This is a genomic window from Microbispora siamensis (genome assembly GCF_016863095.1).
GTDB lineage: Bacteria > Actinomycetota > Actinomycetes > Streptosporangiales > Streptosporangiaceae > Microbispora > Microbispora siamensis.
Genome location: NZ_BOOF01000051.1, coordinates 61,627 through 74,649 on the forward strand (window position 1 = coordinate 61,627; position 13,023 = coordinate 74,649).

Here is a 13,023-nt window from a genome sequence, read left to right on the forward strand (position 1 = left end):
GGACATGGATCTGCGTGAAAGCCCGGAGCAGCGGCGGCTACGCCGGGAGCTGAGGGAGTACTTCGCGGGCCTGCTGCCCGAGGACGAGCGGCGCCGCGTCGGTGAGGAGGGCGTCGGCGGCCCCCGGTTCCGCGAGGTCGTGCGGCGCCTCGGCGCCGACGGCTGGCTCGGCATCGGCTGGCCGGTCGAGTACGGCGGGCAGGGCCGGTCGGTCGAGGAGCAGTACGTGTTCTTCGACGAGGTCCAGCGGGCCGGGCTGCCGTTCCCGTTCGTCACCGTCAACACGGTCGGCCCGACGCTGATGAGCCACGGGTCGCCGGAGCAGAAGAAGCGGTATCTGCCCGGCATCCTGTCCGGCGACGTGGTCTTCGCGATCGGTTACACCGAGCCCGGCGCGGGCACCGACCTCGCCTCCCTCACCACCCGGGCGGTCAAGGACGGCGACGAGTGGGTGATCGACGGCAGCAAGATCTTCACCAGCGGCGCCAACACCGCCGACTACGTGTGGCTGGCCTGCCGCACGGACCCCGGCGCGCCCAAGCACAAGGGCATCTCGATCCTGATCGTGCCGACGGACGCGCCCGGCTTCTCCTGGAGCCCCATCCAGGCCGTGGGCGGGATGGTCGTGACGGCCACGTACTACAGCGGCGTACGGGTGCCGGTCGACGCGGTCGTCGGCGAGGTGAACGGCGGCTGGCGGCTCATCACCCACCAGCTCAACCACGAGCGCATCGGCCTGGCCGCGCTCGGCGGCCGGATGATCCAGCTCTGGGAGCAGGTCGCCGCCTGGGCGCGGGACAACGGCGCGATGGAGCTGGCGTGGGTGCGGCGGGACCTCGCCCGCGCGTACGCCCGGCTGGAGGCGATGCGGCTGATGAACTGGAAGATGACCGACGCGGTCGCGCGTGACGCGCTGTCGGGCGCGGACGCCGGGGCGGCCAAGGTGTACGGCACCGAGACCCACATCGACGTGCAGCGCACGCTGTCGGGGATCATCGGCGCGGGCGCGCGGGTCCGCCCCGAGTCGCCCGGCGCCGTGCTCGCCGGGCAGATCGAGCAGCTGTCGCGGCAGGGCATCGTCAACACCTTCGGCGGCGGCGTGAACGAGGTCCTGCGGGACATGGTCGCCACCCAGGGCCTCGGCCTCCCCAGGGCGGGCCGCTGATGACCGCATACGAGGACTTCGCCGGGCGGGAGATCGTCCCGCCGCGGGAGGGACCCGACCCGGTGAACGTGCCCATGATCCGGCACTGGGCCGAGGCGATGGGCGACCGCAACCCCGTTTACCTGCACGACGACGCCGCGCGCGCGACCGGCCGTCCCGGGATCGTCGCGCCCGCGTCGATGACGCAGGCGTGGACGATGCGGGGGTACGCCCCGGCTCCCGGGACGGGCGGCACCGGGGCCGAGGAGCTGAACGCGCTGCTCGAGAAGGACGGCTTCACCTCGGTGGTGGCGACCGATTCGGAGTTCGAGTTCCACCGGGAACTGGTGGTGGGCGACCGCGTGAGCGTCCGGGAGGTCGTGGAGTCGATCTCCCCGGAGAAGAGCACCGCGCTGGGCGTGGGGCGGTTCGTCACCACGGTCCGCACCTACACCGACCAGGACGGCGAGGTCGTCGCCGTGCAGCGCTGGCGCCTGCTCCGGTTCCGGCCCGAAAACCAGGCCCCGAAGGCCTTGCGGCCGCGGCCGGCGATCAATCGGGACAACGCGTTCTGGTTCGAGGCGGCGCGTGAGCACCGGCTGGTGATCCAGCGCTGCGCCGGGTGCGGGACGCTGCGCCACCCGCCCGGCCCGTGCTGCCCGCACTGCGGCTCGTTCGAGTGGGACACCGCCGAGGCGTCGGGCCGCGGGCAGGTCTACAGCTTCGTGGTCGCCCACCACCCCCGCCACCCGGCGTTCGAGTATCCCCTGATCGTCGCGGTCGTGGAGCTCGACGAGGGCACGCGGCTCATCACCAACCTGGTCGGCGTGGAACCCGGAGAGGTCGAGATCGGCATGCCCGTCGTCCTCGACTGGCTGGACGCCGATCCCGACCTGTCACTTCCGGTGTTCCGCCCGCAGGAGAACGACTGATGGACTTCACGCTGGACGAAGAGCTCGACGCGGTGCGTGCCCTGGCGAACCAGATCTTCGCCGACCGCGCCACGACCGAGCGCGTATGCGAGGTGGAGGGCTCGCCGGACCGCCTGGACGAGGAGCTGTGGGCGGAGCTGGGCAAGGCCGGCCTGCTCGGCATCGCGCTGCCGGAGGAGGCGGGCGGCGCCGGGCTCGGCCTGGGCGCGCTGTGCGTGCTGCTCGAGGAGCAGGGCCGCCACGTCGCCCCGGTGCCGCTGTGGCCCGCGGCCGTCGGCGCGCTCGCGGTCGCCGCGCACGGCACCCGCGAGCAGCGCGAGAGCCTGCTCCCCGGAGCGGCGGACGGCTCGTCCCGGCTCACCGTGGCGCTGGAGGAGTTCGGCCCGGCCGACCCGGCCGAGCCGCGCTGCGCGGCCCGCCCGGATGGCGACATCTGGCGGCTGACCGGCGTCAAGGCGGTGGTCCCCTCGCCGTTCGGCGCGGCCCACGTGCTGGTCTCGGCGGCGGCGGAGGGAGCGTCGGGCCTGTTCCTGGTGGCCTCGGACGCGGAGGGCGTCTCCTGGCAGGCCGAGGAGACCACGACGCACGACCTCGCCGGCACCCTCACGCTGGACGACGCCCCGGCGCGGGCGGTCGGCACGCCGGGGGACGGCGCGGTCGGGTGGACGATCGAACGGGCGGCGGTCGCGCTGGCGGCCGTGCAACTCGGCGTCGCCCAGGGAGCGATCCGGCACGCCGTGACGTATCTGTCGGAGCGCAGGCAGTTCGGCCGTCCGCTCGGCACCTTCCAGGCCGTGCAGCACCAGCTCGCCGACTGCTACATCGACGTCGACGCGATGCGCGTGTGCCTGTGGCAGGCGGTCACCTCGCTGCAGGAAGGCGAGGACGCCGCGGCGGCCGTGCTCGTCGCCAAATGGTGGGCCGGGGACGCCGGGCTGACCGTGGCGCACCGGGTGCAGCACGTCCACGGCGGCATCGGCGTCGACGTCGACTATCCGGTCCACCGGCACTTCCTGTGGGCCAGGCAGATCTCCGGCACGCTCGGCGGGCCGAGCGCCGACCTCGCCAAGCTCGGCGCCGTCATCGCCGCCGGAAGGATCGCGTCATGAACGGGCGGACGTACGAGGAGGTGGCGGTGGGGGAGGAGCTGCCCCCGCTGCCGATCCCGCTGACCCGCACGCTCATCGTGGCGACCGCGATCGCCAGCCGCGACTACCAGGACGTCCACCACGACCCCGGCCTCGCGGTCGAGCGCGGGTCCAAGGACATCTTCATGAACATCCTCACCACCAACGGCCTGGTCGACCGGTACGTCACCGAGTGGGCCGGCCCGGCCGCCGTCGTCAAGGCGATCAGGATCAGGCTCGGCGTGCCCAACTACCCCGGCGACACGATGACGCTGAGCGGCACGGTCACCGCCAAGCACGACGAGGACCGCCGTGTCGAGATCGCCGTACGCGGCGAGAACGGCCTGGGCGCCCACGTCACCGGCACCGTCGCCGTACGGCTCCCAGCGAAGGGTGCGATATGAGCAGTCTCTCGGGTGCCGCAGCCATCGCCGGCATCGGCGCGACCGAGTTCTCCAAGGACTCCGGCCGCAGCGAGCTCCGGCTCGCCTGCGAGGCCGTGCTCGCGGCCATCGCCGACGCCGGCCTGAAGCCGTCCGACGTGGACGGGATGGTGACGTTCACCGCCGACACCAACGCCGAGATCCACGTCGCCCGCAACACCGGCATGGGCGACCTGACGTTCTTCTCGCGCGTCCCGCACGGCGGCGGCGCGGCCTGCGGCACCGTCCAGCAGGCGGCGCTGGCCGTCGCGACCGGCGTCGCCGACGTCGTCGTCTGCTACCGGGCGTTCAACGAGCGGTCCGGCGTGCGCTACGGCCTCGGCCAGGCGGACCGGCCGGTCGAGACGGGGGCGGACAGCGCGGCGTACGCGTGGCTCAACCCGTTCGGCCTGTCGACGCCCGCCCAGTGGGTGGCCATGTTCGCCCGCCGCTACATGCACGAGTACGGCGCGACCAGCGAGGACTTCGGCCGGGTGGCCGTGGTGGACCGCAGGCACGCCGCGAACAACCCGGCGGCCTGGTTCTACCAGCGGCCCATCACGCTGGAGGACCACCAGGCGTCGCGCTGGATCGCCGAGCCGCTCCACCTGCTGGACTGCTGCCAGGAGACCGACGGCGGCCAGGCGCTCGTCGTGGTCTCGGCGGAGCGGGCGCGCGACCTGCCGCACCCGCCCGCCCTCATTCTCGGCGCGGCCCAGGGCTCGGGCGACGACCAGCACATGATGACGAGCTACTACCGTCCCCGCATCACCGGCATCCCCGAAATGGGACTGGTCGGGCGGCAGCTGTACGCGCAGAGCGGCCTCGGCCCCGCCGACATGGACGCGGCGATCCTGTACGACCACTTCACGCCGCTGGTGCTGCCGCAACTGGAGGAGCTGGGCTTCTGCGCCCCCGGCGAGGCCAAGGACTTCGTCGCCGAGGGCAACCTGGAGCTCGGCGGGCGGCTGCCGTTCAACACCCACGGCGGCCAGCTCGGCGAGGCGTACCTGCACGGCATGAACGGCATCGCCGAGGCGGTCCGCCTGGTGCGGGGCACCAGCGTCAACCAGCCGGAAGGAGTGCGCAACGTGATCGTGACGGCGGGCACCGGGGTGCCCACCAGCGGGCTTGTGCTCGGAGCCGACCGGTGAACGCCGGCGAGTGGGCCGGCCGCGACCTCGGCGAGCGCACGGTTGCCTACGACGAGCGGGAGGCGATCCTCTACGCGCTCGCCGTCGGCGCCTCGGCCACCGACCTCGACCTCGTCTTCGAGGAACGGCTGCGGGTGCTGCCGACGTTCGCGCTGACCAAGGCCCAGTGGGCGCCGGACGCGCTCGGCTCGCTCGGCGCGTTCGACACCCGGACGGCCGTGCACGGCTCCCAGCGGCTGGTGGTCCGCACGCCGCTGCCGCCCGTGGGCGAGCTGACCATGAAGGCCCGCGTCGCCCGCGTCTGGGACAAGGGCGGCGCCGCGGTCTTCGAGGTCGAGGTGGACTGCGAGTTCTTCCTCGCCACCTGGTCGCTGTTCGCGCCGGGGCGTGGCGGGTTCGGCGGCGAGCGGGGGCCTTCGGCCCCGAAGCGGCCCGAGACGCCGCCCGCGCGTCAGATCCGGCTGGACACCTCGCCCAACCAGGCCGCGCTCTACCGTCTGCTCGGCGACCGGCACCACATGCACATCGACCCGGAGGCGGCGAAGGCGGCCGGGATGCCCAGGCCGTTCATGCACGGTCTGTGCACGCTGGCGGCGGTGACGCTGCCTCTGGCCGACGCCGTGGGGGCGCACCCGGCCGCCCTGGCCGAGCTGGCGGGCAGGTTTGCCGCCCCGGTCTTCCCCGGCGACCGCCTCGACCTGCGTACGTGGGACGAGGAGGGCGGTGTGGTCTTCGAGGTGGCGGTGAACGGCACGCCCGTGCTGACGGGCGGGCGTGCCGTCTTCCGCGAGGCTCAGCCGCGCGTCACCAGGTAGCGGGCCGGGACCTCGCCTCCGCCGTGCACCGGGACGTCCGCCCCGGTGAGGTAGGAGGCGAGGTCGCTCGCCAGGAAGAGGCAGGCGTTCGCCACGTCCTGCGGCACCGCCATCCGGCGCATCGGGATGACCTCCGACAGGGCCGCGCCGCCGTCCTCGCCGTACAGGGAGGCGGCGGCCTCGGTCCTGATCAGGCCGGTGGTGATGTGGTTGACCCGCACCTTCGGCGACCATTCCAGCGCCAGCGCCTTGGTGAGCATGAGCAGCCCGGCCTTGGCCGCCGAGTACGCCGCGGTGCCCGGCTGCGGGTCCACGCCGGAGACGCTGCCGATGTTGACGATCGACCCCCCGGTGTTCTGCTCGCGCATGACGAGGTTGGCCGGTTGGGCCACGTAGAACGGCGCGAGCAGGTTGAGGTCCACGATCCGCTCGACGAACCGCGGCGAGACCGTCGCCGCGTCCGCGTTCGGCGATCCTCCGGCGTTGTTGACCAGCACGTCAAGCCGGCCCAGGTGATCCACGGTCTGCTCCACCAGCCGGGCCGCCTCCGCGGGGTCGCGGATGTCGGCGGCGACGAAGCGCGCGATCCGGCCGCCCGCCGAGGGCAGCTCGTCCGGTTCGTTCCGCCCGCACACCACAACCCCGGCGCCCGCGGCGAGGAACGCCTCGGCGATCACGAAGCCGATGCCCTTGGTCCCTCCCGTGACCAGCACCGCCCGGCCGCCGAAATCCATCGTCACGTTCACCAGTTCCTCCCGACTCTCGGATGACCCAGGGAGGGTACGGCCGCCCGCCCGCCGGTGGGGGAGAGGTACCGGCCAGCGGGACCACGCCTGACGGGCCGGGACGGGACGGCCCACCATGACGGTCATGACCGAGAACGAGGTGCTGACGATCCCGGGAGTGCTGGAGCAGGCGGCCCGGGAGTTCCCGGGCACGGAGGCGGTGGTGGACGGCGCGTCCCGCCTCACCTACGCGGAGCTGTACGCCCGGGTGCGCGAGGCGGCCCGCGGCTTCCTCGCGCTCGGCGTGGAGCCGGGGGAGCGGGTGGCGATCTGGGCTCCCAACAGCACGCGGTGGATCGTCACCGCCCTCGGCGCGCTCTGCGCCGGCGCCGTCGTGGTGCCGATCAACACCCGATACAAGGGCGAGGAGGCCCGCTGGCTGCTGGCGCGCAGCCGCGCCCGCGTACTGTTCACCGAGGACGGCTTCCTCGGCAACGGCTACCTCGCCATGCTCGGGGTCGCCGCCTCCGGCGTCGAGGGCCTGCCCGCGCTCACCACGGTCGTCACCTACGACGAGGACCCCAGGCCGGGCGCCACCACCTGGGCGGACTTCCTGGCGGCCGGTGCGGCGGCGCCGGACGAGGCGGCCCGGGAACGCGCCGCGGCGGTGCGCCCCGACGACGTGGCCGACATCCTGTTCACCTCCGGCACCACCGGCAGGTCCAAGGGCGCGATGTGCACCCACCGGCAGAACGTCCGCACCTACCTCGCGTGGAGCGCGCGGACCGGGCTGCGCCGGGGCGACCGCTACCTGATCGTCAACCCGATGTTCCACACCTTCGGCTACAAGGCCGGGGTGTTCGCCTGCCTGCTCAGGGCCGCCACGATGGTGCTCCAGCCGGTGTTCGAGCCGGACGAGACGATGCGGCTGATCGAGACCGAGAAGATCACCGTGCTGCCCGGCCCGCCGACCGTCTACGTCTCCATGCTCGACGCGCCCGGCCGCTCCCGCTACGACCTGTCGTCGCTGCGGCTCGCGGTCACCGGCGCCTCGGTCGTCCCGGTGGCGCTCGTACGCCGCCTGCGGGCCGAGCTGTTCCCCCAGGTCGTCACCGCGTACGGGCTGACCGAATCGTGCGGCACGGTCACGGCGTGCTCGCTGGAGGACGACGACGTGACCGTCGCCACCACCTCCGGCCGTCCGATCGAGGGCGTGGAGGTGAAGGTCACCGGCCCGGACGGCGCGCCGGTGCCGGCGGGCCAGGACGGCGAGATCCTGGTGCGCGGGCACAACGTGATGGTGGGCTACCTGGACGACGACGCGGCGACCGCGGCGGCGATCGTGGACGGCTGGCTGGTGACCGGCGACCGCGGCCGGCTCGACGAGCGGGGCTACCTCGCCATCACCGGCCGGTCGAAGGACATGTTCGTGGTCGGCGGCTTCAACGTGTACCCGGCCGAGATCGAGCAGGTGCTCGCCGCCCATGAGGGCGTCGCCGAGGCCGTGGTGATCGGGGTGCCGGACGCCCGCATGGGCGAGGTCGGCCGGGCCTACGTCGTGCCCCGCCCCGGCGCGGCGGTCACCCCGGAGGTGGTGACGGCCTACTGCCGGGAACGGCTGGCCAACTTCAAGGTGCCGCGCGAGGTCGTCCTCGTGGACGGCCTGCCGCGCAACGCGACCGGAAAGATCGACAAGGCCGCGCTGGCGGTTCGGCCGCCCGCGTAAATCGCCGTCCTCATTGTCTGGATACGGTCGGACCGGATGCGGCCGCATCGGACGCGGAAGTTTCCAGGTTGTCAAACACCGGGATGGAGCGCTGCCCGGCGGTATCCGCCACGTGCGGGAATCGCCTGTCGCCACCGCCGGGTCACATTGGGCCGCGGCGAACGGCGATAGAAGATATTGACCGGCCCAGAGGCGAAACCTAGCCTTCGTGGGAGCGTTCCCACGCCCGCCCGCAGCACCATGTTCCGCGAAGGAGAGCCATGCGGCTTTTGGTGGATTTTGCCGCCAACCGTTCCGGTAGAACGGAGCTCGGATGGGGACAGCGGGCCATCTGGGAGGCCATCCACCGGGTGGGGCCGGACAGCGCCCACTACTTCAACGTGCCCCGGGTGCTCGCCGTCCCCCGCGCGGGCGGCCCGCGTCGCCCCGGGGTCGTGGCGGCGGCCCTGGCCGAGGTGGTGGGCAGGCACGACGGCCTGCGATCCCTGGTACGGCTGGGCGCGACCGGGCCGTACCAGGAGGTCGCGGCGGCCGGCACTCTGCCGATCGAGATGGTCGAGACGGCACGCGGTGACGCGGACGACGCCGCGGCGGCACTCGTCGCCCGCCTGGCCGGGCGGTCCTTCGGCGACGGCGAGCAGCCGCTGCGCGCCGGATTCGTGGTGTGCGACGGCGCCGTCACCCACGTGGCGCTCGTGATCAGTCACGTCGTCGCGGACTGGCGCGCGGCCGACGTCGTGGTGCGCGACCTGCGGATGCTGCTGCTCCGCGGAGCGATCGCGCGGCCGCCGTCGTCGCAGTTGCTCGACCTGGTGCGGGAGGAGAAGGCCGCGTCGGCCCGTTCTGACCGGGCGATCGCGCAGTGGGAGGCGCTTCTGCGGACCGTGCCGTCCGCCATGTTCCCGGAAGCGGTCGCGGCGGGCGCGACGCCGAGGTACGCGCGGGCCGTGTTGTCGTCGCCCCGGCTCAACCACGCCGCACATGTGCTCGCCCGCCGTGCCGGCGTCAGCACCGCCACGGTCCTGCTGGTGGCGGTCGCCATGCAACTGCGCGAGCTGACCGGGCACGAGGTGTGCGCGATCACTCCGATCGTGCACAACCGCTTCGACGATAGGACCCGAGACCTGGTCACCAGCCTGAACCAGCTGGGACTGTTCACCCTGGGCCCGTGCGGAGGCCTTGCCGAGACCCTCGTCAGCGCCTATCCGGCGGTTCTCGCGTCCTACCGGCGCGCGCGCTTCGACACGCTGGCCTTCGACGCGATGATCGACCGAGTGAGCGCCGACCGGGGCGTCTCCGTGTTCCCGTCGTGCTGCTTCAACGACCTGCGCCCCGGCGAGGATCCGGGCGGCGACGGCAGCGCGGACGGGGAGTCCGAGCTGGAGTGGCTCCCCGGCACGGACCAGCGCAGCTGCCACTTCTGTGTGGCCCTGATGCGCTGGAAGGGCACGCTCGGCGTGGAGTTGAGCGCCGACACCACCCGCCTGCCCGAGGGCGAGATGGCCGCCCTGCTGCACCGGCTGGAGTCCTTCGTGGTCGATGCGGCTCAGCGGCCTTCGTAGGGCAGCTCGACGGCGAGGGTCAGGCCGCCCTCCTCACGCGGGGTGGCGGTGACCACGCCGTCATGGGCGTCGGCGATGGCGCGCACGATCGACAGCCCGAGGCCGCTGCCGCGCTCGGAGCGCAGCCGGTCGCCGTGCAGCCGCCGGAACGGCTCGAAGATCGTCTCGATCTCGTACGGCGGCACGGGCAGGCCGGTGTTGGCCACGACGAGCTCCACCCGGTCGGCCCGCCGCCGCGTGGACACCCACACCTCGCCGCCGGGGTGGTTGTGCCGGATCGCGTTCTCCACGAGGTTCTGCACCAGCCGCTCCACCAGCACCGGCTCGCCCGCCGTCGGCGCGGGGTCGAGCAGCCGGTGCACGGTCACCTGGGCCGCCTCCGCCTCCTCGGCCGCGGTGTCGAGCACGTGCTCGGCCACATCGGTCAGGTCGAAGGGCCGCCGGTCGAGCACCTTCTGCTCGCCCTCGGCCAGGGTGAGCAGGCCGTCGATCAGGCGTTCGTGCCGGGTGTTGACCAGCAGCAGCGACTCGCCGAGCCGCTTGACGTCCTCGCTCGCGTCGGCGCGGCGGACCGCGACGTCCACCAGCGTGCGGTTGATGGTCAGCGGCGTGCGCAGCTCGTGCGAGGCGTTGGCGACGAAGCGCCGCTGGCCGTCGAACGAGCGGGCGAGGCGGCCGAGCACGGTGTCCACGATGTCGGCCAGCTCCTTGACCTCGTCGTCCGGGCCGTCGTGCGCGATGCGCTCGGTCAGGTCGTGGCTCTGCGCGATTCGCCTGGCGCTCGCCGTCACCGAGCGCATCGGCCGCAGCGTCCATCCGGCCGCGCGCCAGCCCAGCAGCGCCGCCAGCCCGCCCACGGGAACGAGCGCGATCCCGCCCCCGACGAGCACGTTCTTGACCGCGTCGGCCTGATAGACGCGCCTCACCTGCTCGGCCCGCTCCTGAGCCACGGAGTACTCGTAGTGCCAGGGTGAGTAGACGGTTCCGGCGACGCGGATCCACTGGGGCTGCCGCAGCCCGTCGCGGGGCTCCAGGCTCTGCCGTACGACGAAGGCGACGACCCCGATCAGGACGGCTCCGGCGAGGACGAAGACACCCCCGCAGGCGAGCGCGAACCGCAGCCGCAGGTTCTTCGTCATGGGATGCGATACCCCGCTCCCGTCACGGTCTCGATGACCGGCGGATCGCCGATCTTGCGGCGCAGCTTCATCATCGTCGTGCGCACGGTGTTGGTGAACGGGTCGATGTGCTCGTCCCACACCTTCTCCAGCAGCGTCTCGCTGGAGACCACCGCGCCGTCCGCGCGCAGCAGTTCGGCCAGCACCCCGAACTCCTTGCGGGCGAGCGGCACGTATCGCCCGTCGCGGTAGGCCTGCCGGTGCGCCCAGTCGAGCCGGATGCCCGCCCGCTCCAGGATCGGCGGGTCGGCCGGCCGTACCCGGCGGCCGAGCGCGTGCACCCGGGCCACCAGCTCCTCGAACGCGAACGGCTTGGGCAGGTAGTCGTCGGCGCCCAGCGACAGTCCCTCCACCCGCGAGCGCACGTCGGCCGCGGCGGTCAGCATGAGCACGCGGACCTGCGCGGCCTCGGCCACCAGCGCCCGGCACACGTCGTCGCCGTGCGTCCCCGGCAGGTCCCGGTCGAGGATCAGCACGTCGTAGTCGTGGACGCGCACCCGCTCCAGCGCCCCGTCGCCGTCGTAGGCGACGTCCACCGCGAGCGCCTCCTCCCGCAGGCCCTCGGCGATCGAGTCGGCGAGCATCCGCTCGTCTTCCGCGACCAGCACCCGCATCGAAGCCCCCTTCACCCGTCGAAACCGTCCCAGGCTGCCAGGAGCGGCATAACCAGGACGTAACCGAATCAGGTGACGGGGAGTTTATCGATCTTTCGCTGAAGTGTCCGGGCGCCGCCGGGGAGCCGCCCCGGCCCGGACCCGGGGGATCGTCCATGCTCACCTCGACACCCGCCCTACGGACAGCGCCGCTCGGGCGCGCCCGCGCGAAACGCGTGCTGACCAGGGGACACGGCCTGTTCGCGGCCGTGCTCGCCGTGGCGGCGGCCCTGCGCGTGCTCGTCATGCTGGCGTACGGCACGGCGCAGCTCTACTGGTACGACTCGTTCACCTATCTCGACACGGCCGTCCACCTGAAGCCGGGCGGCGGGTTCCACCCCGCCGGGTACTCCTTCTTCCTGCGGCTTTTGTGGCCGTTCCACAGCGTCGAACTGGTGGCCGGCGTGCAGCACGCCATGGGCCTGGGCATCGCTGTGATGGTCTACGCGTTGCTGCGCCGCCACCGGCTGCCCGCGTGGGGCGCCACCCTGGCCACGCTGCCCGTGCTGTTCGACCCGGCGTTCGTCCGCCTTGAGCACGCCGTGCTCTCCGACACCCAGCTGATCTTCTTCGTCGTCGCCGCCCTGACCGTCGTCATGTGGCGGGCCAAGCCGTCCGTACGGGCGGCCGCCGTCGCGGGGGTGCTGCTCGCGCTGGCCGGGCTCACCCGGACCGCCGCCGTGCCGCTGCTCGGCCTGGTCCTGCTGTACCTGGTCGTACGCCGGGCGGGGGTGCGCCAGGTGGCCGCGCTTGCCCTTGCGGGGGTGCTGCCGCTGGCCGCCTACGCGGGCTGGTATCAGGCCCACCACGGGCGTTTCGCGCTCAGCGGCTCCGACGGGGTGGCACTGTGGGCGCGGACGATGACGTTCGCCGACTGCTCGGTCGTCAGGCCGCCGGCCGACGAGGCGAAGCTGTGCCCGAACGGCACCGTTGTGGACGCCGCGTCCGAGTACGTGTGGGCGCCGGGCGCCTCGCTCAACCTGCTGCCCGGCGACCGCTTCTCCCACAACGACCTGGCCCGCTCGTTCGCGCTGCGCGCCATCGCGGCGCAGCCGCTCGACTACCTGCGCGAGGTCGCGCACGATGCCTCGCTCGCCTTCGCGGTCACCCCTGTGCGGCACCCGGCGCGCGTGTCCCCGGCGCTGTCGTTCCCCGTCGGCTCCTGGCCGCTGCCCTCCTTCCCGCTCATCGAGACCGTGCGCGGCGAGTACGACCCCGCCATCCGCGGCATGTCGTCGGTCGAGCCGTACGCGTCGTTCCTCGGTTTCTACAGCTACCCCGGCCTCCTGCACGGCCCTCTGTTCGGCATGGCCCTGCTGATCGGCGGGATCGGCGCGATCGGCCGGCGGCGGGCGGCGCTGCTGCCGTGGGCGGCGGCCGTGTACCTGTTCCTCGGCCCGATCGCCGCGCTCGACTTCGACCACCGCTACATGCTGCCCGCCGTCCCGGTGGCCTGCGCCGCGGCAGCCCTGGGCATGCGAGACCTGCGCGTACGAGGCCTGCGCATACGAGGCCGCGGCATCCGGGATCTGGCCGTGACCGGCCTACGCCGCCTCCGCCGAGCGGCCGTCTGACCGTCGCCCGG

Annotated in this window: 12 protein-coding genes; 9 read left to right on the top strand and 3 right to left on the bottom strand. The window is 73.1% G+C overall.

Going from position 1 to position 13,023, the window contains the following annotated elements:
- Positions 1-4 precede the first annotated feature (4 nt).
- From Msi02_RS35205 to Msi02_RS35230, 6 genes are read left to right on the top strand one after another with little or no spacing between them, the layout of a single operon-like run.
- Positions 5-1,165, top strand: coding sequence for an acyl-CoA dehydrogenase family protein (locus Msi02_RS35205; protein ID WP_204052153.1), 1,161 nt, complete (start codon positions 5-7; stop codon positions 1,163-1,165).
- Positions 1,165-2,076 carry a bifunctional MaoC family dehydratase N-terminal/OB-fold nucleic acid binding domain-containing protein gene (locus Msi02_RS35210; protein WP_204052154.1) on the top strand — a complete coding sequence of 304 codons (912 nt, stop codon included), beginning with the start codon at positions 1,165-1,167 and terminating at the stop codon, positions 2,074-2,076. Before Msi02_RS35205 ends, Msi02_RS35210 begins: the two co-directional genes overlap by 1 nt.
- Positions 2,076-3,185, top strand: coding sequence for an acyl-CoA dehydrogenase family protein (locus tag Msi02_RS35215; RefSeq protein ID WP_204052155.1), 1,110 nt, complete (start codon positions 2,076-2,078; stop codon positions 3,183-3,185). Before Msi02_RS35210 ends, Msi02_RS35215 begins: the two co-directional genes overlap by 1 nt.
- The gene (locus Msi02_RS35220) at positions 3,182-3,607 is read left to right on the top strand and encodes a MaoC family dehydratase (RefSeq protein ID WP_204052156.1); all 426 of its coding nucleotides are present in this window, start codon (positions 3,182-3,184) and stop codon (positions 3,605-3,607) included. The genes Msi02_RS35215 and Msi02_RS35220 overlap by 4 nt, the downstream gene beginning before the upstream one ends.
- Positions 3,604-4,779, top strand: a complete 1,176-nt coding sequence (locus tag Msi02_RS35225) for a lipid-transfer protein (protein WP_204052157.1) — start codon at positions 3,604-3,606, stop codon at positions 4,777-4,779. The genes Msi02_RS35220 and Msi02_RS35225 overlap by 4 nt, the downstream gene beginning before the upstream one ends.
- A complete protein-coding gene (locus tag Msi02_RS35230) occupies positions 4,776-5,594 on the top strand; it encodes a MaoC/PaaZ C-terminal domain-containing protein (protein WP_204052158.1) in 819 nt (272 codons plus the stop codon). The genes Msi02_RS35225 and Msi02_RS35230 overlap by 4 nt, the downstream gene beginning before the upstream one ends.
- On the opposite strand, the gene Msi02_RS35235 is transcribed toward Msi02_RS35230, so the two are convergent.
- A complete protein-coding gene (locus Msi02_RS35235) occupies positions 5,573-6,340 on the bottom strand; it encodes an SDR family oxidoreductase (protein ID WP_239109028.1) in 768 nt (255 codons plus the stop codon). The two genes, Msi02_RS35230 and Msi02_RS35235, sit on opposite strands and share 22 nt — an antisense overlap.
- Positions 6,341-6,464: 124 nt before the next feature.
- On the opposite strand from Msi02_RS35235, the gene Msi02_RS35240 reads away from it, so the two are divergent.
- A complete protein-coding gene (locus Msi02_RS35240; RefSeq protein ID WP_204052159.1) occupies positions 6,465-8,045 on the top strand; it encodes a FadD3 family acyl-CoA ligase in 1,581 nt (526 codons plus the stop codon).
- A gap of 260 nt (positions 8,046-8,305) precedes the next feature.
- A complete protein-coding gene (locus Msi02_RS35245) occupies positions 8,306-9,607 on the top strand; it encodes a condensation domain-containing protein (protein WP_204052160.1) in 1,302 nt (433 codons plus the stop codon).
- Here Msi02_RS35245 and Msi02_RS35250 read toward each other — a convergent pair.
- Both Msi02_RS35250 and Msi02_RS35255 read right to left on the bottom strand, forming a co-directional pair.
- Positions 9,592-10,746: a sensor histidine kinase gene (locus Msi02_RS35250; protein WP_204052161.1), complete on the bottom strand. Its 1,155-nt coding sequence runs from the start codon at positions 10,744-10,746 to the stop codon at positions 9,592-9,594. The two genes, Msi02_RS35245 and Msi02_RS35250, sit on opposite strands and share 16 nt — an antisense overlap.
- A complete protein-coding gene (locus Msi02_RS35255) occupies positions 10,743-11,399 on the bottom strand; it encodes a response regulator transcription factor (protein ID WP_204052162.1) in 657 nt (218 codons plus the stop codon). The genes Msi02_RS35250 and Msi02_RS35255 overlap by 4 nt, the downstream gene beginning before the upstream one ends.
- A gap of 155 nt (positions 11,400-11,554) precedes the next feature.
- On the opposite strand from Msi02_RS35255, the gene Msi02_RS35260 reads away from it, so the two are divergent.
- Entirely contained in the window at positions 11,555-13,012 is a 1,458-nt protein-coding gene (locus Msi02_RS35260; RefSeq protein ID WP_204052163.1) for a phospholipid carrier-dependent glycosyltransferase, read from the top strand.
- Positions 13,013-13,023 lie beyond the last annotated feature (11 nt).

Bases quoted from the DNA above. Each gene is read 5' to 3' on its own strand.
- Msi02_RS35205 (WP_204052153.1), top strand. From the start codon at position 5: ATGGATCTGCGTGAAAGCCCGGAGCAGCGGCGGCTACGCCGGGAGCTG.
- Msi02_RS35210 (WP_204052154.1), top strand. From the start codon at position 1,165: ATGACCGCATACGAGGACTTCGCCGGGCGGGAGATCGTCCCGCCGCGG.
- Msi02_RS35215 (WP_204052155.1), top strand. From the start codon at position 2,076: ATGGACTTCACGCTGGACGAAGAGCTCGACGCGGTGCGTGCCCTGGCG.
- Msi02_RS35220 (WP_204052156.1), top strand. From the start codon at position 3,182: ATGAACGGGCGGACGTACGAGGAGGTGGCGGTGGGGGAGGAGCTGCCC.
- Msi02_RS35225 (WP_204052157.1), top strand. From the start codon at position 3,604: ATGAGCAGTCTCTCGGGTGCCGCAGCCATCGCCGGCATCGGCGCGACC.
- Msi02_RS35240 (WP_204052159.1), top strand. From the start codon at position 6,465: ATGACCGAGAACGAGGTGCTGACGATCCCGGGAGTGCTGGAGCAGGCG.
- Msi02_RS35245 (WP_204052160.1), top strand. From the start codon at position 8,306: ATGCGGCTTTTGGTGGATTTTGCCGCCAACCGTTCCGGTAGAACGGAG.
- Msi02_RS35250 (WP_204052161.1), bottom strand. From the start codon at position 10,746: ATGACGAAGAACCTGCGGCTGCGGTTCGCGCTCGCCTGCGGGGGTGTC.
- Msi02_RS35255 (WP_204052162.1), bottom strand. From the start codon at position 11,399: ATGCGGGTGCTGGTCGCGGAAGACGAGCGGATGCTCGCCGACTCGATC.
- Msi02_RS35260 (WP_204052163.1), top strand. From the start codon at position 11,555: ATGCTCACCTCGACACCCGCCCTACGGACAGCGCCGCTCGGGCGCGCC.